General features: G+C 72.6%; 21 protein-coding genes. 12 read left to right on the top strand and 9 right to left on the bottom strand.

Annotation, left to right across the window (positions count from 1 at the left end):
- Positions 1–57 precede the first annotated feature (57 nt).
- Genes AB5J73_RS00345 through AB5J73_RS00330 form a run of 4 tightly spaced genes read right to left on the bottom strand, consistent with a single transcriptional unit; the run spans position 58 to position 3,827 of the window.
- Positions 58–885, bottom strand: a complete 828-nt coding sequence (locus AB5J73_RS00345; protein ID WP_370966881.1) for an enoyl-CoA hydratase family protein — start codon at positions 883–885, stop codon at positions 58–60.
- Positions 882–1,574: an SDR family NAD(P)-dependent oxidoreductase gene (locus tag AB5J73_RS00340; protein ID WP_370966879.1), complete on the bottom strand. Its 693-nt coding sequence runs from the start codon at positions 1,572–1,574 to the stop codon at positions 882–884. Before AB5J73_RS00340 ends, AB5J73_RS00345 begins: the two co-directional genes overlap by 4 nt.
- A complete protein-coding gene (locus AB5J73_RS00335) occupies positions 1,571–3,082 on the bottom strand; it encodes a benzoate-CoA ligase family protein (RefSeq protein ID WP_370966877.1) in 1,512 nt (503 codons plus the stop codon). The genes AB5J73_RS00340 and AB5J73_RS00335 overlap by 4 nt, the downstream gene beginning before the upstream one ends.
- The gene (locus tag AB5J73_RS00330; protein WP_370966875.1) at positions 3,075–3,827 is read right to left on the bottom strand and encodes a creatininase family protein; all 753 of its coding nucleotides are present in this window, start codon (positions 3,825–3,827) and stop codon (positions 3,075–3,077) included. The genes AB5J73_RS00335 and AB5J73_RS00330 overlap by 8 nt, the downstream gene beginning before the upstream one ends.
- Positions 3,828–3,875: 48 nt before the next feature.
- Between AB5J73_RS00330 and AB5J73_RS00325 the strand changes: the two genes are divergently transcribed.
- The 5 genes from AB5J73_RS00325 (at position 3,876) to AB5J73_RS00305 (ending at position 8,759) form a co-directional block, all read left to right on the top strand.
- Entirely contained in the window at positions 3,876–4,691 is an 816-nt protein-coding gene (locus tag AB5J73_RS00325) for a PaaX family transcriptional regulator C-terminal domain-containing protein (protein ID WP_370966873.1), read from the top strand.
- Entirely contained in the window at positions 4,688–5,482 is a 795-nt protein-coding gene (locus AB5J73_RS00320) for a tryptophan 2,3-dioxygenase (RefSeq protein WP_370966871.1), read from the top strand. The genes AB5J73_RS00325 and AB5J73_RS00320 overlap by 4 nt, the downstream gene beginning before the upstream one ends.
- Positions 5,479–6,672 carry a kynureninase gene (locus AB5J73_RS00315; RefSeq protein WP_370966869.1) on the top strand — a complete coding sequence of 398 codons (1,194 nt, stop codon included), beginning with the start codon at positions 5,479–5,481 and terminating at the stop codon, positions 6,670–6,672. The genes AB5J73_RS00320 and AB5J73_RS00315 overlap by 4 nt, the downstream gene beginning before the upstream one ends.
- Before the next feature lie 201 nt (positions 6,673–6,873).
- Entirely contained in the window at positions 6,874–7,947 is a 1,074-nt protein-coding gene (locus AB5J73_RS00310; RefSeq protein WP_370966867.1) for a Glu/Leu/Phe/Val dehydrogenase dimerization domain-containing protein, read from the top strand.
- Entirely contained in the window at positions 7,944–8,759 is an 816-nt protein-coding gene (locus AB5J73_RS00305; protein WP_370966865.1) for a serine hydrolase, read from the top strand. The genes AB5J73_RS00310 and AB5J73_RS00305 overlap by 4 nt, the downstream gene beginning before the upstream one ends.
- Before the next feature lie 28 nt (positions 8,760–8,787).
- Here the strand turns inward: AB5J73_RS00305 and AB5J73_RS00300 are convergent, their stop codons facing one another.
- A complete protein-coding gene (locus tag AB5J73_RS00300) occupies positions 8,788–9,747 on the bottom strand; it encodes a LysR substrate-binding domain-containing protein (RefSeq protein WP_370966863.1) in 960 nt (319 codons plus the stop codon).
- Between the two features lie 90 nt (positions 9,748–9,837).
- Here AB5J73_RS00300 and AB5J73_RS00295 point away from each other — a divergent pair, with 90 nt between their 5' ends.
- The gene (locus AB5J73_RS00295; RefSeq protein WP_370966861.1) at positions 9,838–10,761 is read left to right on the top strand and encodes an MBL fold metallo-hydrolase; all 924 of its coding nucleotides are present in this window, start codon (positions 9,838–9,840) and stop codon (positions 10,759–10,761) included.
- 69 nt (positions 10,762–10,830) lie between these two features.
- Here AB5J73_RS00295 and AB5J73_RS00290 read toward each other — a convergent pair whose 3' ends face one another.
- Positions 10,831–11,016: a DUF5302 domain-containing protein gene (locus AB5J73_RS00290; protein ID WP_004559232.1), complete on the bottom strand. Its 186-nt coding sequence runs from the start codon at positions 11,014–11,016 to the stop codon at positions 10,831–10,833.
- 71 nt (positions 11,017–11,087) lie between these two features.
- Positions 11,088–12,044 carry a helix-turn-helix domain-containing protein gene (locus tag AB5J73_RS00285; protein WP_086858771.1) on the bottom strand — a complete coding sequence of 319 codons (957 nt, stop codon included), beginning with the start codon at positions 12,042–12,044 and terminating at the stop codon, positions 11,088–11,090.
- A 138-nt stretch (positions 12,045–12,182) separates the two neighbouring features.
- Between AB5J73_RS00285 and AB5J73_RS00280 the strand changes: the two genes are divergently transcribed.
- From AB5J73_RS00280 to AB5J73_RS00260, 5 genes are read left to right on the top strand one after another with little or no spacing between them, the layout of a single operon-like run.
- Positions 12,183–13,658, top strand: coding sequence for a carotenoid oxygenase family protein (locus tag AB5J73_RS00280; RefSeq protein ID WP_370966858.1), 1,476 nt, complete (start codon positions 12,183–12,185; stop codon positions 13,656–13,658).
- Positions 13,655–15,352 carry a class I adenylate-forming enzyme family protein gene (locus tag AB5J73_RS00275; RefSeq protein ID WP_370966856.1) on the top strand — a complete coding sequence of 566 codons (1,698 nt, stop codon included), beginning with the start codon at positions 13,655–13,657 and terminating at the stop codon, positions 15,350–15,352. Before AB5J73_RS00280 ends, AB5J73_RS00275 begins: the two co-directional genes overlap by 4 nt.
- A 4-nt stretch (positions 15,353–15,356) precedes the next feature.
- The gene (locus tag AB5J73_RS00270) at positions 15,357–16,544 is read left to right on the top strand and encodes an acetyl-CoA acetyltransferase (RefSeq protein ID WP_370966854.1); all 1,188 of its coding nucleotides are present in this window, start codon (positions 15,357–15,359) and stop codon (positions 16,542–16,544) included.
- Positions 16,541–17,524: an LLM class F420-dependent oxidoreductase gene (locus AB5J73_RS00265; RefSeq protein WP_370966852.1), complete on the top strand. Its 984-nt coding sequence runs from the start codon at positions 16,541–16,543 to the stop codon at positions 17,522–17,524. The genes AB5J73_RS00270 and AB5J73_RS00265 overlap by 4 nt, the downstream gene beginning before the upstream one ends.
- A gap of 2 nt (positions 17,525–17,526) precedes the next feature.
- Positions 17,527–18,045, top strand: a complete 519-nt coding sequence (locus tag AB5J73_RS00260; protein ID WP_370966850.1) for a pyridoxamine 5'-phosphate oxidase family protein — start codon at positions 17,527–17,529, stop codon at positions 18,043–18,045.
- An 83-nt stretch (positions 18,046–18,128) separates the two neighbouring features.
- Here the strand turns inward: AB5J73_RS00260 and AB5J73_RS00255 are convergent, their stop codons facing one another.
- Positions 18,129–19,370 (bottom strand): PucR family transcriptional regulator, encoded by a 1,242-nt coding sequence (locus AB5J73_RS00255; RefSeq protein ID WP_370966848.1) that lies wholly within the window; start codon positions 19,368–19,370, stop codon positions 18,129–18,131.
- A 111-nt stretch (positions 19,371–19,481) separates the two neighbouring features.
- Here AB5J73_RS00255 and AB5J73_RS00250 point away from each other — a divergent pair, with 111 nt between their 5' ends.
- Positions 19,482–20,324, top strand: coding sequence for an SGNH/GDSL hydrolase family protein (locus AB5J73_RS00250; RefSeq protein WP_370972835.1), 843 nt, complete (start codon positions 19,482–19,484; stop codon positions 20,322–20,324).
- An 18-nt stretch (positions 20,325–20,342) separates the two neighbouring features.
- On the opposite strand, the gene AB5J73_RS00245 is transcribed toward AB5J73_RS00250, so the two are convergent.
- Complete coding sequence (locus tag AB5J73_RS00245) at positions 20,343–20,726, bottom strand: hypothetical protein (RefSeq protein WP_370966846.1); 384 nt, start codon at positions 20,724–20,726, stop codon at positions 20,343–20,345.
- Positions 20,727–20,801: the final 75 nt, after the last annotated feature.

The raw sequence follows: 20,801 nt of genomic DNA, 5'->3' as shown, positions 1-20,801 counted from the left end.
GCGCTTGAGGCGGGGCGACGTGAAGTCGCGGCGCGGTGAAACTGGCGAGCGGCTGCTCTAGCGGCCCGTCCAGCGCGGCTCGCGGCCCGCCGACCAGGCCGCGTAGAACTCCTTGTGGTCCTTCGCCGTCATCAGCAGGGCCTGCGTGATCGCTTCCAGCTCGATCGCGCTGCCCAGGTCCATGTCCAGTTCGCGGGTCAGCAGCACCTTCGTCGTCGCGTACGCCAGTGCCGGGCCGTCCGCCAGGCGGCGGGCCAGCGCCGAAGCCGTCGAAGCCAGTTCGGCGTCCGGAACCACCTGCGACGCCAGGCCGATCTCGAGGGCGCGGGCGGCCGGGAGCTTGTCGCCCAGGATCAGCAGTTCCGTCGCGCGGCCCAGGCCCACCAGGCGGGGGAGCAGGTACGCCGAACCCATGTCCGCGCCGGCCAGGCCGACCTTCGTGAACAGGAACGCGAACTTCGCCGACTCGGCCAGCAGGCGGAAGTCGCTCGCCAGCGCGATCACCGAGCCCGCGCCCGCCGCGACGCCGTTGACCGCCGCGATCACCGGGATCGGGCACTCGCGCAGGGCCTTCACCACCGCGCCCGTCATGCGCGTGAACTCCAGCAGCTCCGCCGTCTCGAACTTCTGCAGCTCACCGATGATCTCTTCGACATCGCCGCCGGAGCAGAAACCGCGGCCCTGCCCGGTGATCACCAGCACCCGGACGTCTTCGTGCTGCGGCAGCTCCAGCACGAGGTCGCGCAGGTCGGCGTAGACGTCGAAGGTCAGCGCGTTCAGCTTTTCGGGCCGGGTGAAGGTCACCGTGGCGACCCCGTTGTCCACAGTGAACTCGAAGTGTTCCCACTCCTTCGTCAGCGGTGCGGTCGCGCGGAACGGGCTCATGACTGGATTCCTCCGCCGTCGAGTACGAGGGTCTGGCCGTTGATCGCGGCGGCCTCCGGGGCCGCCAGGAAGGCGACGGCGAACGCCACCTCCGAAGGTTCGAGCAGCCGGCCGAGCGGGGCCGCCGCCGCCAGCGCCGCTTCGGCGTCGTCGGTCGACCGGCCCGTGCGCTCCTGGATGCGCGCCACCGAGGACGCCGTCATGTCGGTGCGGACGAACGCCGGGCACACCGCGTTCGCCGTGACGCCGGTGCCGGCCAGCTCCGCCGCCACCGCGCGCACGAGACCCAGCGCCGCGTGCTTCGACGCCGTGTAGGCGGCCGTGTAGCGGTAGCCGACGTGGGACGCCGTCGAGGCCACCGTGACGATCCGGCCGCGGTCGCGCTCGCGCATGCCCGGCAAAACCGCGCGGGTGCAGAAGAACGCGCCCGTGGCGTTGACTTCCAGCTGCCGGTGCCAATCGTCCGAAGTGGTCCGGGCGGCCGGGGCGCTGGAAGAGATCCCCGCGTTGTTGACGAGCACGTCCACCGGGCCCGCCGCCGCGAAATAGGCGGCGACGGCGTCCTCGTCGGTGACGTCGCACTCGGCGCTGCCGGGCGCCAGGACGGTGTCGCCCAGCGAACGGAACCGCGAGGCGATCGCCGCGCCGATGCCGCGGGTGCCGCCGGTGACCACGACCAGGCGGCTCACGGGCGGGCCGCCAGTGCCCGCCGGTCGAGCTTTCCGTTGGCGGTACGGGGAAGTTCGGTCACGAACACCACCTCGCGGGGGTACTTGTGCTTGGCCAGGTGGGCTTTCGCGTGGTCCTTCAGCTCGTCGGCCGACACCGGGTTCCGCACCACGACGTACGCGCGCGGCACGACCAGGCCGTCGGTCTCGTGCCCCACGACCGCGCAGTCCACCACGGACTCGTGGCCGAGCAGGCAGTCCTCGATCTCGCCGGGTGCCACGAACACGCCGCCGACCTTGAGCAGCGCGTCGGCGCGGCCGTGGTGGCGGAAGAACCCGCCGGACCTGCTGAAGAGGTCGCCGGAGGTCAGCGTGTCGCCGTCGAACGTGCGCGCGGACTTCTCCGGGTCGCCGAAGTACTCCAGCGCGATCGTCGGCCCGGTCACCCGCAGCGGCCCGATTTCGCCGTCGGGCAACGGGTTCCCGAGCTCGTCGACGACCTCGGCGGTGTAGCCGGGGACGGCGGTGCCGAGCGTGCCGGCCCGGGCTTGGCCCGGCCGGTTCGACAGGTAGATGTGGTAGGCCTCGGACGAGCCGATCCCGTCGACCACCGGCACGCCGAAGGCCGCGTCCCACTTCCGGTGCAGCTCCGAAGGCAGCGCCTCGCCCGCCGACGTCGTCATCCGCAGGCAGCTCAGGTCCTGCTCCGCCGCGGCCGGGTGGGCGACCATCGCGCTCATCATGGTCGGCACGTTGACCAGCACCGTGGGCCGGTGCCGGGCGATCAGCTCGAAGATCAGGTCGGCCGTGCTGCGCTCGGGGAACGCGATCCCGGCGGCGCCGACGCCGAACGGGAACAGCGCCACCAGGTCGCGCGCGTAGCCGAAGAACAACTTGGGCACGGCCAGGACCCGGTCGTCTTCGCGCAGCCCGAGCACCTGGACGGCGTACCGTTCGAAGCTCTCCAGCGGGCTGCGCAAGGGGTGCACGCACGCCTTGGGCGCGCCGGTGCTGCCGGTGGTGAACTTCCAGATCCCGACGTCGTCCACAGTGGTCGGTGCGGCGTCCAGCGTGTCCGGCGCGGCGTCGAGCAACGTCCGGAAAGGACGTTCGCCGGGTTGCAGCTCGGCTTCGGGAACGCCGGTGACGAGCAGGTTCCGGGCGCCCGCCGCGCGCAACGCGGGCAGCGTGACGGCGTCGGCGAGCACGGCCACGGCTTCGGTGTACCCGAGGTAGTAGGCGTAGTCCTTGGGCTGCAGGAACGGGTAGACCTCGGCGGTCACCGCGCCGATCTTCTGGGCGCCGTACCAGGCCGCGACGAACTCGTCGCCGTCGCTCAGCGCCAGCAGCACCCGCTGTCCTCTTCGGACACCGGCGTCGCCGAACACGTTTCCGGCGCGGTTGGCGAGCCCGGCAAGAGCCGCGTAGCTGACTGTGCGATCCCCGACGATCAGGGCGGTCCGGTCGCCCCGGCCCGCGGCCACGTGCCGGTCGAGGAAGTGCGTGGCGAGGTTGAACGGCTCACTCACGTGCCAGCTCCCGGATCGCTTCCACCAGCAGGTCGGTCAAGGTCGAGAAGGTCGAACCGCCCTCTTCGGCGGTCGCCTCGGCGGGCTTGCCGCAGTACGCGTCGGTCATCCCCAGTTCGAGGAAACCGCCGTCGGACGAGGCCGAAGCCAAGCTCACGGGCACGTGCGGCAACGTCCGCATGAGCGCCTGGTCCACCAGTTCGGGCCGGTCGGCCAGCACCAGCGACGTCTCGTACCGCCCGGCGTGGCACTCGCCCGACCGGAACTCTTCGGTCAGCCGCTGCGCGTGCCGCCGCCGGACCAGGTCGAGCAGGGCGACGCGGCCGTCGTAGGCGAAGTTGAGCGTATCCGCCGCCCGCCGCAGCGTGACCAGGTGCGCGGGCTCGAAGTGGTTGTTGACCAGCAGGATCCGCCGGAGCCGCTGGCCGATCAGCGCGGCCCCGATGTCCACCAGCAGCGCGTGCAGCGTCTCCTCGCCGATGTGGACGCCGCCGGCGAACCCGGTCGCGAAGCGCGTGACGCCGTAGGGGACCTCGGGCAGCACCAGCACGTGGACGTCGTCGTCGGCCGCCAGCCGCTCGGCCGCGCGCTCGCACATCCCCCGCGAGATCAGCGGGTCGGTACCCAGCGGCGCGTGCGGGCCGTGCGGCTCGATCGCGCCGAGCGGCAGCAGCAGCACCGGGACGCGCGAGCCGTCCGCCAGCGCCGCGACCTGGGGCGAGGTGAGGTCCGCGAAGTACGTCACGCAAATCAAGCTACACCGCAGCGGCCTGGGGTGTATAGAGTTGCGCCCATGCCCGTCGACGCCTTCGAAACCGGTCCCCAGGACCTGGTCGTGACGTTGCTGGGCAGCTACGTGCACCCGCGCGAGACTCGCCGGGTGTGGTCGGGCGGCCTGGTCGCCGTCCTCACCGAGCTGGGCTTCTCCGACGGCGCGGCCCGCATCGCGCTGACCCGGCTGGTGCGCCGCGGCCTGCTGCAGCGCCACCGCGAAGGCCGCACCGTGCACTACTCGCTGACCCGGCGCAGCATCGCCCTGCTCGCCGACGGTGACCGGCGGATCTTCTCCCTCGGCCGGCGTGACCGCGCCGCCGGCGAGTGGACCGTGCTGTGGCAGAGCATCCCGGAGAGCCGCCGCCAAGCCCGGGAACGCCTGGTCCGGCGGCTGCGGTTCCTCGGCTTCGGGCCCTACCAGGACGGCACCTGGATCGCCCCGCACGACCGCGAGGCCGAGGTGCTGGCGCTGCTCGGCGAGCTCGACGTCACCGAGCACGCCGGGCTGCTGCTCGGCCGCCCGTCGGCCGCGCTGGACGTCCGCCGGTTCGCCGGCCGGGCCTGGGACCTCGACGACCTGGCCGCGCGCTACACCGGGTTCGTCGAGCAGTTCGGCGGGTACGCGGGGAGCGAGCCCCCGGACGCCGAAGCGTTCGAGGTCCGCACCCGCCTGGTGCACACCTTCCGCGCGTTCCCGTCCCTGGACCCGGAACTGCCCGCCGACCTGGTGCCCGCACCGGATCGCCGGGCGGCCGCGGTCGAGTTGTTCCACGATCTGTACACCGCGCTCGCCGAACCCGCGCAGCGCCACTTCGACGAGGTGACCAAGGGATGACCGAAACCAGCTCCGCCACTCAGGAAGCCCTGAGCTACACCTCGTACCTCGCGCTGGACGAAGTGCTGAACGCCCAGCGCCTGCGGTCGGACGAGCACGACGAACTGCTGTTCATCGTGATCCACCAGGTGTACGAGCTGTGGTTCAAGCAGATCCTGCACGAGGCGGAATTCCTGCAGCAGAACCTGGAAGCGGGCAACACCGCCCACTCGATCCGCACGCTGCGCCGGATCCTCACGATCCTCAAGGTCGCCGTCGCGCAGATCGACGTGCTGGAAACGATGACGCCCAGCCAGTTCACGAGCTTCCGCGCGCGTTTGGACGCTTCGAGCGGCTTCCAGTCGGCCCAGTTCCGCGAGCTGGAAGCCGTGCTCGGGCGGCGCGACGAGCGCGTGTTCGCGCACTACCCGGAGGGCGGCGAGCAGCGGAAACGCATTGCCGGAGCGATGGCGCGGCCGTCGTTGTTCGACTCTTTTTTGGCGTACCTCAAGGCTTCTGGCTATCCCGTCGAGTGTGATCGAGACGTCACTCGACCGGTGGAGCCGTCGCCGGCCCTGCAGGCGATATTGCTGGACGTGTACAGCGACGACGGCGGACCGTCGGTCGTCGCGGAATGTCTGGTGGATCTCGACGAAGGGATGCAGGAGTGGCGCTACCGGCACGTGAAGATGGTCGAACGCACCATCGGCGACAAGACCGGGACGGGAGGGTCATCCGGCGCGACTTACCTGCGCACCACGCTTTTCCAGCCGATGTTCCCCGATCTCTGGGCAGTACGGAGCCGACTGTGACCACCCTCGACGACCTCCGCGCGGACCACAACACGCTGGCCGCGCACTACTCCCGGTTCGCGGTGGCCGATCGCCTGCTGCTGTCCGGGCATTCGCACCAGGCCTGGCCGGACGTCGCGGAGGAGGGGCTGCTCGAGTCCTTCGCGGACGCCGCCCGCGACGTCGACGCGAAGTGGGAGCGTGCCTTCGCGAAAGCCGACGAACTGCGTGCCGGGTTCCGGCAGCTGCTCGGCGACCCGCACGGCGAGTACGCGCTCGGCGCGAGCACCCACGACCTGGTGCTGCGGTTCCTGTCCGCGATGGAGCTGCCGCGAAGACCACGGCTGGTCACCACCGACGGCGAGTTCCACACCCTGCGCCGGCAGTTCGCCCGGCTCGAGGAGGAGGGCGTCGAGATCGTCCGGGTGCCGCTCGACCCGGTGCCCACGCTGGCCGAGCGCGTCGCCGCCGAGGTGGACGACAACACCGCCGCGGTGCTCGTCTCGGCCGTGCTGTTCGAGACGTCGAGGCTGGTGCCCGGGCTCACGCACCTCGCCGACGCCTGCCGCAGCCGCTCGATCGAGCTCGTCGTCGACGCCTACCACGCGCTCGGCGTCGTGCCGTTCGCGCTGCACGACCTCGGGCTCACCAACGCCTGGGTGCTCGGCGGCGGCTACAAGTACCTGCAGCTCGGCGAGGGCAACTGCTTCCTGCGGCTGCCCGCGCACGCCCAGGAGCTGCGGCCGGTGATCACCGGCTGGTACGCCGAGTTCGGCGCCCTCGCCGACGAGCGCCACCCCGGCAAGGTCGCCTACGCCACCGGCGGCGACCGCTTCGCCGGCGCCACCTACGACCCGGCCAGCCACTACCGCGGCGCCCGGGTCCAGCGGTTCTTCGCCGAGCAGGGCCTCACGCCCGAGTTCCTCCGCGAGGTCTCGCAGCACCAGGTGGGCCTGCTCGCGTCGGTGTTCGACAAGCTCGCGCTGCCCGCGGACGTCGTCACGCGGGACCACGAGACGCCGCTGGACCGGCTCGGCGGGTTCCTCTCGCTGCGCTGCGCCGACGCGGGCGGCCTGCAGGCCGCGCTGGCCGCGCAGGGCGTCCGGACCGACAGCCGGGGGGCCTACCTGCGCTTCGGCCCGGCACCGTACCTTTCGGACACCCAGCTCGAGACGGCGATGGCCACCCTCGGGTCGGTGGTCCGCGGCTGACCCCCGGCCCCCTGCGTACCCCCTAAAAGCGGGGGTTACCGGTCCGTATCGCGGGACCTCCACTGGTCCGGCGGACGGCGGGGATCTAGGTTGATCCCGGGGAAATCGCACTCGGGCGGACGACCTCCGCCCCGCGCCCCTGGAAACCTCGAAGCGCGTCCCGGCCACGAACCGGGCGCGGGAGACGAAGGAGTCACCACCGTGACCGAAGGAGTGTTCACCCGGGGCACCGGGCACGAACAGGTCGTGTACTGCCACGACGAAGCCAGTGGCCTCAAGGCCATCATCGGCATCTACTCCACGGCGCTGGGTCCCGCACTGGGCGGGACGCGCTTCCACCCCTACGCCACCGAAGCGGACGCGCTCGACGACGTGCTCGCGCTGTCCAAGGGCATGGCCTACAAGAACGCGCTGGCCGGCCTCGACCTCGGCGGCGGCAAGGCCGTCATCATCGGCGACCCGAAGACGCTCAAGTCCGAAGCGCTGCTGCGCGCGTTCGGGCGCTTCGTGCAGTCCCTGGGCGGCCGCTACATCACGGCGTGCGACGTCGGCACGTACGTGCAGGACATGGACATCGTGGCCCGCGAGTCCCGCTTCGTCACCGGCCGTTCGCCGGAGGACGGTGGCGCGGGCGACTCGTCGGTGCTCACCGCGTTCGGCGTCTACCAGGGCATGCGCGCTTCGGCCGAGCACCTCTGGGGCAGCCCGGAGCTGGCGGGCAAGCGCGTCGGCGTGGCCGGCGTCGGCAAGGTCGGGCACATCCTGGTCGGGCACCTGGTCGCGGCCGGCGCGCAGGTGACGATCACCGACGTGTGGGCGCCGGCGGTCGAGCGCACCCGGTCGATCTACCCGGACGTCCAGGTCGTGTCCGATGTGGACGCCCTGCTGCGCACCGAGCTGGACGTCTTCGCCCCGTGCGCCCTCGGGGGCGCGCTGAACGACGAGACGGTGGCGCTGCTCGGCGCCCGCATCGTCTGCGGCGCGGCGAACAACCAGCTCGCGCACCCGGGCATCGACAAGCAGCTGGCCGACCGCGGCATCCTGTACGCGCCGGACTACCTGGTCAACGCCGGCGGCGTGATCCAGGTCGACGACGAGCGCCACGGCTTCGACTTCGACCGCGCCAAGCGCAAGACGACGGCCATCTTCGACACGACGAAGGCCGTGTTCAAGCTGGCCGAGACCGAGGGCGTCCCCCCGGCGACGGCGGCGGACCGGCTCGCGGAGCGGCGCATGACGGAGATCGGCAGGCTGCGGTCCATCATGGCCGGGTGAGTTCCACACCCGAAGAGATCTTCGCGAGGGCGGGCGTGCGGGGCTTCCTGCACGCCCGCCGTCTCGGTTCGCCCCTCGAATCCGGCCTCGGTGCCGACGAGCCGGTCGTGCTGGCGTCGGTGGTGAAGGTGGCGCTGGCGTTCGAGTTCGCCCGGCAGGTCGCGGCGGGGCTGCTCGACCCGGCGGACCGGGTGCGCGCGTCCGCCGCGGACCGGCTGGGCGGCAGCGGCTCGGCGGGGTTCGCGGACGACGTCTCGTACAGCCTGCGCGACGCGGCCCGGCTGGCCCTGTCGGTGTCCGACAACACCGCGGCGGACCTGCTCTTCGACCGGGTGGGCGTGGCGAACGTGCGCTCGCTGCTGGCCGAGCTGGGCCTGGCGCGGACGTCGGTCGTCGGCGCGCCGCGTGACCTGCTGCGCACGATCATCGAGGACACCGAGGCCGGGCGGCCGCTGCGGGCGCTGGACCCCCTGGCCACCACGGCGAGCACCCCGCGCGAGATGACCGCGTTGCTGGCGGCGATCTGGGGCGACCCGGCGGGGGCGGCCGTGCGCGAGTGGATGTCGGCGCAGGTCAGCTGGCACCGGCTGACGGCGGGCTTCCCGCCGGAGGTCGCGGTGGCGGGCAAGACGGGCACGATGCCGGGCATCCGCAACGAAATCGGCGTGGCGACCTACCCGGACGGCGCCGAGTACGCGATCGCGGTGTTCACGGTGGGCGGCGCGGAGACGCTCCGCCGCCCGGACATCGACCGCGCGATCGGCGACGCGGCCTTCGCGGCGGTCGAGCAGCTCCGCGCCGGTCGTGAGTGAGGAACAGGGTTGGAACACTGTTTCCCACTCACGAGGCGGGCCGGGTGCGGTCGTAGAACTCGTCCCAGGGGCGGGCCCCGGCCGGGTCCGTGGGCACGATGCGCGACACCCCGTCGCCCTCCAGCACCGCCGCGGCGAGCTCCGCCAGCTTCGCCGCCTGCGGGTGCGGGCTCGTCGGGGGCCACGCGAACGCCAGCCGGGAGCGCAGCACCTCGCCGTCCAGCGGCCGCCACACCACGCGCGGTTCCTTGCGCGGGCCCGGTTCGAACGCGACGCCGTGGCCGGCCAGCACCAGTCCCAGTGCGAACTCCGGGTTGCGCGCGTGGCGGATCGCCGACGGGCGGAAGCCGTGGTCCCAGCACGTGCGCAGCAGGGCGTCGTAGCTGCCCGGGGCGGCCGCGCGGGGTGCGTGCACCAGGCCTTCGCCGGCGAGGTCGGCCAGCGCCAGCGACGTGCGGCGGGCCAGCGGGGAATCCCGGGGGAGGACCACGCCCAGCGGGGTGTCGATCACCGGGCCGAGCTCCAGGCCGACCACGTCGACCGGGAGCTGCAGGAGGCCCGCGTCCAGCGACCGGTCGGCGAGCAGGCGGGTCTGCTCCGCGGTCGTCAGCTCCTGCAGGTCGAGCCGGACGGCCGGGTGCTGCGCGGCGAACGCCGTCAGGATCGCGGCGAGGACCGGGCCGGGCAGTTCCGGGGGGACGCCCGCGCGCACCGCGTCCAGCTCGCCGCGCTCGGCCCGCGCGACCAGCGACGTCATCCGGTCCCAGCGGGAGAGCAGGTCGCGGGCTTCGGCGCGCAGGACTTCGCCGGCTTCGGTGAGTGTGACGCGGCGGCCGCGGTCGAACAGCTTCGCGCCCAGCTCGGCTTCGAGCCGTTTGACGCGCTGGCTCAGCGGCGGCTGCGCGATCCCGAGCCGCTCGGCCGCCCGGCCGAAGTGGAGTTCGTCGGCGACGACGAGGAAGTACCGCAGCGAACGGAGGTGGTCCACGCTGCGACGATAGCCGTTCACCTATCGACATGCCGACGGATCGATCTTGGACAGCGGTTCGCGGTTCGTGGTCGGGTGTCCGGTATGGACATGGGATTCAACAGGCGCGGGCTGTTCGGCGCGGGCGCCGCGGCGGCGGCCATCCTGGCGGGCGCGGGACCGGCGGCCGCGAGCACCGGCCCGTCGCAGCTGACGGTGCGGTGGTGGGGGAACAACGGCTGGGAGATCCGCGCCGGGGCGAAGACGATCCTCGTCGACCCGTGGCTGACGCGGTTCAAGACCGGGACCTACACCCCGGCGGGCGCGGACCCGAAGACGCCGCTGTCGGTGAACCGCGCGCTGATCGACGGCTTCCTCGACCGCGGCGAACTGCGGGCGGACCACATCCTCGTCACCCACGGCCACTACGACCACCTCACCGACGTGCCCTACCTGGCCCAGCGCACGGGAGCGACGGTCATCGGGACCGAGACCCATTTGAGTCTCATGGCCGCCTTGGGGGCACCGGAAGACCAGCTGGCGGTCGCGAGCGGCGGCGAGGACCTGACCTTCGACGGCTACTCGATCCGCGTCCTGCGGTCGCTGCACTCGGCGGTGGGCGCGCGGGCGCAGGTGCCGTTCCCGGGTTCGCGGCCGCTGTCCCGCCGCGACCGGCCGCGGGTGATCGAGGACCTGGTGGAAGGCGGGACGCTCGCCTACCAGGTGACCGGCGCCGGCGCGAGCGTGCTGAACTTCGGCGGCTCGAACTACGTCGAGGCCGAGCTGGCGGGCCTCCGGCCGGACGTGGTGTGCCTCCCGGCGGGCGGCGCGAAGGTGACGCAGTACGTCCCGCGGCTGCTGCGCGTCCTGGGCAACCCCCGCTACGTGGCGGCGACCCACTGGGACGACTTCGACCTGCCGCTGGGCCAGGTCAAGGACGCGGGCGGGCTGGAGCCCCTGCGCACCGCCGTCGCGGCCGCGAGCCCGGCGAGCCGGTTCGTGGTCCTCGACCACCTCGGCTCGTTCGTCCCCTGAAAGCCGTGAAGGCCACCTTCAGGAACTCGTGGTTCCTGAAGGTGGCCTTCACGAAGGTTGCCGAAGGGGTCAGCCGCTCTTGCGGCGGAAGGTGCGCTTGTTCGCCGCCGGGCCGTGGGCGTGCTGGTTCTTGCCGCCGCCGTTCTCGTGGGAAGCGCCGGAGCGGGCGTGGGCCTGCTTGCGTTCCAGCGCCTCGCGGAACTTGCGCTTGACGTCGTCCTCCTCGCCGCTGGGCGACGGGTTCGGTTCACTCATGCCTACCTCCGAAAACGACGACGTGTGTCCGCTCCAGCCTGTCAGTCGCACACCGGCTTGGCGAGTCGATTTCAGCGTTTCGGGGACGGAACCCCGCCGAACTGGACCGACTTGCGCGTCAGGGGGCGGCCGCAGTGGTCGCACAGCAGGATCGGCTGCAGCCGGTTGCCGCATTCGACGTGGTGCAGCGTGATGTCCGGTTCCTGGCCCGTCACCTCGAAGCCCCGCGACCACTCGGCGATGAACGCCAGCGCCGGGAAGAACGCCAGTCCCTTCGCGGTCAGGCGGTAGTCGCGCGCGTCCGTGCGGGTGGCGGCCGTGCCGGTGCGCAGGACGCCCACCTCGACGAGCTTGCTCAGCCGGCCCGAGAGCACGCTCGGCCCGATCCCCAGCTCGCGCTCGAACTCCGAGAAGTGCCGGCAGCCGAGCAGCGCCGACACCAGGAGCCCGGTCGACCAGCGGTCGCCGAGCAGTTCCATCGTGTCGGGGAAGAACATCATCGGGTCGCCGGCCAGTGACTCGGCGTCCTTGCGGCGGAAGCGCTTGGACGCCGTCGCCGCCGCGACGCCGGTGCTGTCGAGGCGCTCGGCCCGTACGTCACGGGCGTCGACCCGGCGGCCGCAGGCCGCACACCCGAGCGGCGCTGATGTAGCCAGCTCGCAGTCGAGGTGGATCAGCGTCGGCAGCACCTCGCGGCGGCCTTCGACCCACTCGCGCTCCCAGGCCCAGATCGAGATCAGCAGCGGCCAAAGCTCCAGGCCGCGCTCGGTGAGCCGGTACTCGTGCCGCGTGCGGCGCGCGTCGCGGTAGGGGACGCGCGTGAGCATGCCCGCCTCGACCATGTCCCGCAGCCGCCCCGACAACGCGGTCGGCGAGATGCCCAGGCGCAGCCGCAGCTCTTCGTAGCGCCGGAAGCGCAGGAACAGGCTTTGCAGGATGAGCAGCGTCCACTGATCGCCGACCAGTTCCAGTGCTCTGCGGAGCGGATCCCCCGCCGGCCGGACGCGGTGTGCGGTCGCCTCGGTCACCGTCTTCCCCCTCATTCTCAGCGGCCTCAGCGTAACACCTGACTACACCAAAAGAAGCCTATTGACACCTGGGTACACAAATCATAGTCTCATCCCCATCAGCCAGCGCGGTGAGCCCGACAGCCAGGGAGCAGCCCGATGACCAGCACCTCCGAACAGCCGCTGATGGTGGCCCGGACGGCGGACGCGGCCGAGGAGCCCAACCCCTACCTGCTCGGCGTCTACGCCCCGGTCAGCACCGAGATCGACGCGGAAGACCTGCAGGTCATCGGCGAGATCCCGAAGGACCTCAACGGCGTCTACCTGCGCAACGGCCCCAACCCGCGGTTCGCCCCGGAAGGCCGCTACCACTGGTTCGACGGCGACGGCATGATCCACGCCGTCCACCTGGAGAACGGCAAGGCGCGCTACCGCAACCGCTGGGTCCGCACGAAGGCCTTCGAGGCCGAGTCCGCGGCCGGCAAGGGCCTCTGGACCGGCGTCATGGAGAACCCGAGGGGCAACCCCTTCGGCAACGCGCACGGCCTCGGCCTCAAGGACAACGCCAACACCGACGTCGTCTTCCACCGCGGCCGGATCCTCGCCACCTGGTACCTGTGCGGCTCGCCGTACGCGGTCGACCCGCTCTCGCTGGAGACGCTGGGTGCCGACGACTTCCTCGGCACGCTGGTCGGCGACATGATGGCCCACCCCAAGGTGGACGAGGCCACCGGCGAGCTGTTCTGGTTCGACTACGGCCCGCGCCCGCCGTACCTGCGCTACGGCGTGATCAGCGCGGACGGCAAGGTCGTGAACACCACCGAGATCGAGCTGCCCGGCCCGCGCCTGCCGCACGACATGGCCATCACCGAGCGCTACGCGGTGCTGATGGACCTGCCGCTGGTCCAGGACGCCCACGCGGCGAAGCAGGGCCGCCACAAGCTGCACTTCGACCGCTCGATGCCGAGCCGCTTCGGCGTCATGCCACGCTACGGGAACGGTAGCCAGATCCGCTGGTTCGAAGCGAGCCCGTGCTACATCTACCACGTCGTCAACGCCTGGGAGCAGGGCGACGAGGTCGTCCTCGACGTCTGCCGGGTGCGGAAGCCGGCGCCGCGCGCCGACGCGCACACCCCGCTCGCGAAGATGCTCTCCTACCTGCGGCTCGACGCCCAGCTGCACCGCTACCGCTTCGACCTGCGGACCGGCGCGTGCCACGAGGAGCCGCTCGACGACGCCAACACCGAGTTCCCCACCGTCGACGCCCGCGGCGTCGGCCGGCGGAACCGGTACTCCTACGCGGTGCACATCTCGCCCGAGTCGACGCTGAAGTTCGACGGGCTGGTGCGCTACGACAATCTTGCCGGCGCCAAGACCGAATACCGGTTCGGTCCCGGCCGGTGGGGCAGTGAGGCTCCGTTCGCACCCCGCGAAGGAGCGGCCGCCGATTCGGCGGACGGTCATCTGGTGACGTTCGTGCAGGACGAGCGCGAGGGACGCTCGGAACTGGACATCTTCGACGCCGCCGATCTCGCTGCCGGACCCGTGGCCAGGGTCCTGTTGCCCCAGCGGGTCCCGCTCGGTTTTCACGCGACCTGGGTCCGGGCGGACCAGCTGGAAAACCTCCGTTCATGAGATGCCATCGAGAGGGTCGCGCCCGGGACCTCCGGGCGCGGGGATGGTGGAGTGCGGAGACGATCGACCGGCTCGTGAAGGAGCGGGTCAGTGCCGACCCGGAGGGTCTCGCGCTGGTCGATCCACCGAACACCACCGCACTGGTCGGACGCGACCCGGTGCGGTGGACCTGGAACCGGCTCGACGAACGCGTCGACGTCCTGGCCGCGTTCCTGCTCGCCAGAGGGGTGCGAGCAGGCGACGTCGTGGCCGTGCAGCTGCCGAACTGCTCGGCCCTGGTGCAGGCGTTCCTCGCGATCGTCCGGATCGGTGCGGTGGTCACCCCGTTCCCGGTGTCCTACCGGGAGCACGAGATGGGTCCGATGTGCCGGCGCACCGGAGCTGTCGCCGTGGTGACCGCTTCCAGATACGGCGAGCACGAGCTCGCCGGGGCGGCCCTTGGGCTAATCGGCGCTGCGGCGCCGTCGGTCCGGTTCGTCGTCGCCCGGGGGGACGACGAACCGGCCGGCGCCCTGGCCTGGCCCGAGAACCCACTGTCCGAAGTGGAGAAGTCCACTCTGGACGAATATCTGTCCACGCTTGACACCGACGTGAACGACTGCGTGACGATCTGCTGGACGTCCGGCACCGAAGCCGAACCGAAAGCGGTCCCGCGCTGCCACGGCGACTGGCTCGCGACGGCCGGCGGCTGCGTGCAGGCCGCGGGGATCACGCGGGAAGACGTCCTGCTGTCGCCGTTCCCGATGACGAACATGGCCGGCATCGGCGGGATGTTCCTGCCCTGGCTGCTGACCGGCGCCGTGTTCGTCCCGCACCACCCGTTCGACCTGCCGGTGTTCCTCGGCCAGCTCGCGGCCGAACGCGTGACGTACACCCTCGCGCCCCCGGCGTTGCTTACCATGCTGCTGCACAACGAAAAGATCCTGTCCGGAGTGGACATCTCCGCGCTGCGGAAGATCGGCTCCGGCTCGGCGCCGCTGTCGCCGTGGCTCGTGCGCACCTGGGCCGAGCGGTACGGCATCGACATCGTCAACTTCTTCGGCTCCAACGAAGGCACCGCGCTGCTGTCCGGTCCCGTGGACATCCCGGACCCGGACCAGCGCGCGAGCTACTTCCCGAACTACGCCTCCGGTGTCACGTGGTCGACGCCGGTGGCCGGCTGGACGTCGGTGCGGCTGCACGACCCGGTCACCGGCGAGCAGGTGACCGGACCCGGGCGCCCCGGGGAGCTGCACATCGCCGGGCCGACGGTGTTCGCCGGCTACCTGACGACGGTGGGCGAACCGCTCGACACGTCGGCGTTCGACTCCGGCGGGCACTTCCGCACCGGCGACGTCTTCGAGATCGCCGGCGAGCACGGCGAGTTCCTGCGGTACGTCGACCGGATGAAGGACCTCGTCATCCGCGGCGGGATGAACATCTCGCCGGCCGAGGTCGAGGGCCTGCTGGCCGGCCACCCGGACGTCGCGGACGTCGGCGTGGTCGGTGTGCCCGACGACGTCATGGGGGAGCGGGTGTGCGCGGTCGTCGTCCCGGGCGGGCGCAAGCCGTCGCTCGACGACCTGGTCGCGTACCTGCGCGAGAAGAAGGTGGCCGCGTTCAAGCTGCCGGAACGGCTCGAGTACGCCGACGCCTTGCCCCGCAACCCGGTGGGGAAGATCCTGAAGCGGCAGCTGCGGGAGAGTCTGGAGTGAGGCCATGACGGTGTTCGTGCTGGGCGGGGCGCAGACCGATTTCGCGCGCAACCACGCCAAGGAGGGGCGCGGGATCCTCGAGCTGTTCGCCGAGGTCGTACCCGCCGCCCTCGCGGACGCCGGGGTCGTGCCCGAAGACATCGAGGTCGCGCACGTCGGGAACCTCGCGGCCGAGCTGTTCACCGGCCAGGCCCAGCTCGGCGGGCTGCTGGTGGCCGCCGTCCCGGAGCTGGACGGCGTCCCGTCGACCCGGCACGAAGCCGCGTGCGCGTCCGGCAGCACCGCCGTGCTCGCCGCCTGTGCGGACATCGAAGCGGGCCGCTACGACGTTGCGCTGGTCGTCGGGGCCGAGCTGATGCGCAACGTCGACGGGCAGCGCGCGGCCGAGCACCTCGGGTCCGCCGCGTGGGCCGGGCACGAGGCCGTCGGCGCGAAGTTCCCGTGGCCGGCGTTGTTCGCCGACGTCGCTTCCGCGTACGACGAGCGGTACGGGCTCGACCCCGAGCACCTCGGGCAGTTCGCGGCGCACGCTTTCGACCGTGCGGCCGGGAATCCGCTCGCCCAGGCCCGCGACTGGCGCTTCCCGGCCGGTGCGTTCGGGCCCGACGACGAGCTGAACCCGGTCATCGAAGGCCGCCTGCGCAAGCAGGACTGCGGCCGGATCACCGACGGGGCCGCGGCGGTCGTGCTGGCCTCGCCCGCGTTCGCCGAGCGGCTCGGCGGCGGCTTCCCGCGCATCGCGGGCTTCGGGCACCGCACGTCCCACATCGGGCTGGCCGAGAAGCTTTCCGCCGGGGGCGAGTACCTGTTCCCGCACCTGCGCGGCGCGGTCGTCGACGCCTACGAACGCGCCGGGGTGCCCGGACCGGACGCGCTCGACGTCGTCGAGCTGCACGACTGCTTCACCATCACCGGGCTGGTGGCGCTGGAGCACCTCGGCGCGGCGCCGCCGGGGGACGGCGGCCGGTTCATCGCCGACGGCGGGCTCGACGCGGCCGGGGTCAACCCGGGCGGCGGCCTGATCGGGCTCGGTCACCCGGTCGGCGCCACCGGCGTCCGGATGCTGCACGACGTATCCCGGCAGGTGACCGGGGCGGCGGGCGAGACGCAGGTCGAGGGCGCGCGGACGGCGTTGACGCTCAACGTCGGCGGCTCGTTCACCACCGTGGTCACGATGGTGGTCACCGCATGAGGCTCTCGGTGTCGCTGGGGCTCTGGCAGGACCGGCCGCCGGAGGAGGCACTGGAAACGGCGCGCGCCGCCGAGGCCGCCGGGTACCCGGAGCTGTGGATCGGCGAGATGGCGACGTGGGACGCGTTCGCGCTGGGCACCGCGATCGGCGCGGCGACCTCGTCGATCTCGCTGACCTTCGGGCCGCTCGCGGTGACCGTGCGGGACCCGGCGACGATCGCCATGGGGGTCGCGTCGGTGGCGGCGCTGACGGGCCGGCCGACGGGCGTCGCGCTGGGGACGTCCAGCGACGTCGTGGTGCGCGGCTGGCACGGCCGTTCGCGTTCCGGCGCGGCCACCGCGCTGGCGGAGTCGGCGATCGCCGTCCGTCAGCTGGTTTCCGGCGAGAAGTCCACTGTGGATGGAACGGTGGTCGGGTCGCAGGGCTACCGGTTGCGTTTGGCCGCCCCGAAATCGCCGGTGACGATCGCCGCGTTCGGCCCGCGGGCGCTCGACGTCGCCGCGCGGCACGCCGACCGGATGGTGGTCAACCTGGTCAGCCCGGCGGCCGCGGCGACGCTCGTGCGCGGCTTGCGGGAGGCGGCCTCGCGGGCCGGCGTCACGCCACCGCCGGTGGCCGCGTGGGTCGTCGGCGCGGTGGACCCGGACGCGGCGTCGCTCGAACAGCTGCGTCGCGGTGTGGTCGGGTACCTGGCGGCGCCCGGGTACGGCGAGATGTTCCGCGCGGCGGGGTTCGGTGACCTCGTCGACTTCGCGCGCACCCGGCCGCACCCGCGTGAGCTGCTCGCCGCGGTGCCGGTCGAGGCCATCGCCGTGGTCGGGCTCCTGGGGTCGCGGGCGGAAGTCGCCGCGAAGGCCGCCGAGTACGCGGCGGCCGGGATCGACGAGCTGGCGATCGTGCCCGCGACCGGCGACGACGACCCCGGCGGCGCGAAAACCCTGGAAGCGTGTCGATCCGCGGTCCGCCCGTTCGACGCGTAGGCATGAGCGAACCGACGCACACCGAGAACCTCGACCAGACCGGGTCCGCGGCGTTGCCGTGGAGCAGGGCGCGCGACCTCCTCGCGACCCAGACCCCCCACGAGAACTTGACGTTCTTCGTCGGGACCATCCGCCCCGACGGCCGCCCGCACGCCGCCGGCGTCGGTGCCGTCTGGGTGGACGACGCGCTGTACTTCAAGGGCGGGCCGGGCACCCGCCGGTCCCGCAACCTCGCGGCGAACCCGGCGTGCACGGTGTCGGTGCGGCTGAACGGGCTGGACCTCACGATGGAGGGCGAGGCCCACCGCGTCACCGACACGTCCACCCTGGAGCAGGTCGCGGCGGTCGTCCGCGAGGGCGGCTGGCCCGCCACGGTGGTCGGCGACGGCCTGACGGCCCCGTTCACCGCACCGAGCGCGGGCCCGCCGCCGTGGCACCTGTACCGGCTCGAGCTGCACCGCGCGATCGGCATCGCCGGCGCGGAGCCCTACGGTGCGAGCCGCTGGGACTTCGCCCACTGAGCCCCGGGGGCCGAAGGGGACGTTCACCGCATGTGACGCGAGGAAAGTCCCCTTCAGCGCGTCAGCTGAGAGGAACGTCCCCTTCAGCGTGCCGGGGGCAGTGATGCGCGCCGAGCCGCGAGGGCCGCGATGATGCGGGGGAGGCCCGCCGGGTGGAGCGGGTCGATGCCCGTCAGGTCGCGGACCTTCCGCAGGCGGTAGTCGACCGTGTTCGGGTGGACGTGCAGGCGGGCCGCCGCGCGGCGGCGGTTCGTGTCCAGCTCGAGGTACGCCGAAAGCGTCTCCAGCAGCTCCGGGTGGGCCTCCAGCGGGGCGAGCACCGCGGCCAGCCGGTCGCGCGCCGCGCCGGGGCGGGTCAGCTGGTACTCCACCAGGACGTCGTCGAGGCGGTACAGGCCCGGCTCGCGACCGAACCAGCGCAGCACGTCCAGCACCTCGGCCGTCCGCCCGGCCACCACCCGGACCTCCGGCGGCGTCGCCGTCTCGGCCGCCGCGAGCACGGCGACGCCCGCCGCGCGCCCGGCCGCGTCGACCACCGCGTGCCAGCCCGCGGTCTCGGCCAGCCGCCCGGCCAGCGGCAGCAGGACCAGCCCGCCGGGGCCGTCCAGGGAGGCCAGCACGCCGTCGCCGCAGGCGTGTTCGAACGCCGCGAGGAACCGGCGCAGCTTGCGGCGGACGGCGATTTCGGCGTCCACCCCCGGCGACGCCTCGTCGGCGTGCGGGCCGAGCTCGACGCTCAGCACGAGGTAGCGCGCCGGCAACGCGATCCCGGCGCTGCGCGCGACGACGTCGACCGGGCCGCCGTCGGCCAGCACCGACAGCAGCGTGCGCCGCGCCGTGTGCTCCTGCCCGACCTTCGTGCGCAGCTCCTCCAGGTAGCCCCGGGTGACCGCGGCGGTGACGGCGCCGACCCACGCGAGCACCCGGTCGGCCACTTCGAGGAGGTCGGCGACGTCCGCGCCGCCCGCGTCGGCCGAGCCGACGGCGAAGATCTCCCGCGCGCCGACGTGGTAGGCGTTCAGCACGGCTTCCAGCGGGAACCCCTCCTCGGCCCGGCGCACCGCGGACGCGCCGATCTGCCGCAGCTCGGCTTCGTTGAGTTCGCGGTCCTCGCGCAGGCTCCGCGCGAACGCCCGCACGGCCTGCCGGGTGATGCCCGCGATGTCACCGGCCAGCTCCTCCACCGGCAGCCGGCGGTAGTCCGCGACCTCGGCCTGGATGCGCGTCAGCACCCGCGCGATCAGCTCGGGCTCGTCCCGGGTGAGCCGCTCGTGCACCCGCTGCCCGCCGAGGGCCAGATCCGCGCCGGTTTTGTGCTCCGTCACAACCGATCCCCTCGTTCTCTGCCCGGATTCCCAGTCAATCCGGCCACCCGCGGTGCCGATGGTGTCACGGAGACCAGCCATCGGCACAACGTCAAGGAGGACGGCGTGCGAGTGAGGACAACGGCGTTCATCACGATCTTGGTCACCGCGCTGACGCTCACTACGGCGGGCACCGCGGCCGCCGCAAGCGGGGAGTACGTGGCACTCGGGGACTCGGCCGCGGCCGGCCCGCTGATCCTGCCCCCGGACCTGTCGTCCCCGGGCTGCCTCCGGTCGCTCGCGGACTACCCGCACGTCGCCGCGTCGCAGCTCGGCGTCCCGCTCAAGGACGTGACGTGCTCCGGGGCGACGACCGCGGACATGTACGCGCCGCAGTCGACGGAGACCGGCGCGGTCCCGCCGCAGCTGGACGCGCTGAGCGCCGCCACGAAGACGGTCACGGTGACGATCGGCGGCAACGACGTCGGCCTGGTCGGCGCCGCGACCAGCTGCATCAACCTGCTCCCCGGCATCAACCCGGACTGCGTCGACCGGTACACCGCCGGCGGCCACGACCAGCTGGCCGAGAAGATCGCCGCGTTCGAGCCGACGTGGGGCGCGCTGCTGGACGCGATCCACGCGAAGGCCCCGGACGCGGCCGTCTTCGTCGCCGGCTACGGCACCTACCTGCCGCACAACGGGTGCTGGCCGATCGCGCCACTGACCCCGCGCGACGCGAACTACATCCAGGGCAGCATCGACAAGACGAACGCGGCACTGGCCCGCCAGGCGGCCGCGCACAACGCGCGGTACGTCGACGTCCGCACGGCCTCGATCGGCCACGACGTCTGCAAACTGCCCGGCGTCAAGTGGTTCGAGAGCGTGATCCCGACCGCGGTCGCGGCGCCGCTGCACCCCAACGCCACGGGCATGCGCCACATCGGCGCGCTGGTGGCCGCGGCGATCGGCGGGTGAGCCGGGGACGTCCCGGGCTCAGCCCAACCGGGTCAGGCGCGGCCGGTGCGCGGTGACCTCCGCCGAGCGGCGAGGCGCGGGCACCCGCACCGGCCCCGGCCGGACGCGGGCCAGTACTCCCACGACGACAGCCACCCCGAGCACCCCCGCGGCCACCGCCGACGCCGCGTCGAACGTCAGCTCACCCGACCGCCCGAGCACGAACCCCGAATCCAGCGCCCACGCCACCGCCGCGACCCCGATCGCGGCGGCGGCCGTGCTCCGGAACGCCGTCCCGAGCACCACCAGACCCAGCGTCACCAGCGCGTACCACGGGAACCGGGTCGCGCCGGCCACGTCCGCCAGCACCACCGCGACCACCGCGGCCACACACCCGAACGGGAACCCGAAGCCACCTGCCATGCTCCGATTAAGACCGCCGGAGCACGCGGGAACCCGAGCCGGGACACATTCCCTACACCCGGGCCCCGGATCTTG

It is taken from the genome of Amycolatopsis sp. cg9 (assembly GCF_041346945.1).
GTDB lineage: Bacteria > Actinomycetota > Actinomycetes > Mycobacteriales > Pseudonocardiaceae > Amycolatopsis.
The sequence above is the reverse complement of the archived record's forward strand: the minus strand, read 5'-3'. Positions and strand labels throughout refer to the sequence as shown.

What these genes read in the sequence shown, in the direction of transcription:
- AB5J73_RS00345 (WP_370966881.1), bottom strand. Translation starts at nt 885, where the DNA reads ATGAGCCCGTTCCGCGCGACCGCACCGCTGACGAAGGAGTGGGAACAC.
- AB5J73_RS00325 (WP_370966873.1), top strand. Translation starts at nt 3,876, where the DNA reads ATGCCCGTCGACGCCTTCGAAACCGGTCCCCAGGACCTGGTCGTGACG.
- AB5J73_RS00320 (WP_370966871.1), top strand. Translation starts at nt 4,688, where the DNA reads ATGACCGAAACCAGCTCCGCCACTCAGGAAGCCCTGAGCTACACCTCG.
- AB5J73_RS00295 (WP_370966861.1), top strand. Translation starts at nt 9,838, where the DNA reads ATGGGATTCAACAGGCGCGGGCTGTTCGGCGCGGGCGCCGCGGCGGCG.
- AB5J73_RS00290 (WP_004559232.1), bottom strand. Translation starts at nt 11,016, where the DNA reads ATGAGTGAACCGAACCCGTCGCCCAGCGGCGAGGAGGACGACGTCAAG.
- AB5J73_RS00280 (WP_370966858.1), top strand. Translation starts at nt 12,183, where the DNA reads ATGACCAGCACCTCCGAACAGCCGCTGATGGTGGCCCGGACGGCGGAC.
- AB5J73_RS00275 (WP_370966856.1), top strand. Translation starts at nt 13,655, where the DNA reads ATGAGATGCCATCGAGAGGGTCGCGCCCGGGACCTCCGGGCGCGGGGA.
- AB5J73_RS00270 (WP_370966854.1), top strand. Translation starts at nt 15,357, where the DNA reads ATGACGGTGTTCGTGCTGGGCGGGGCGCAGACCGATTTCGCGCGCAAC.
- AB5J73_RS00265 (WP_370966852.1), top strand. Translation starts at nt 16,541, where the DNA reads ATGAGGCTCTCGGTGTCGCTGGGGCTCTGGCAGGACCGGCCGCCGGAG.
- AB5J73_RS00260 (WP_370966850.1), top strand. Translation starts at nt 17,527, where the DNA reads ATGAGCGAACCGACGCACACCGAGAACCTCGACCAGACCGGGTCCGCG.
- AB5J73_RS00245 (WP_370966846.1), bottom strand. Translation starts at nt 20,726, where the DNA reads ATGGCAGGTGGCTTCGGGTTCCCGTTCGGGTGTGTGGCCGCGGTGGTC.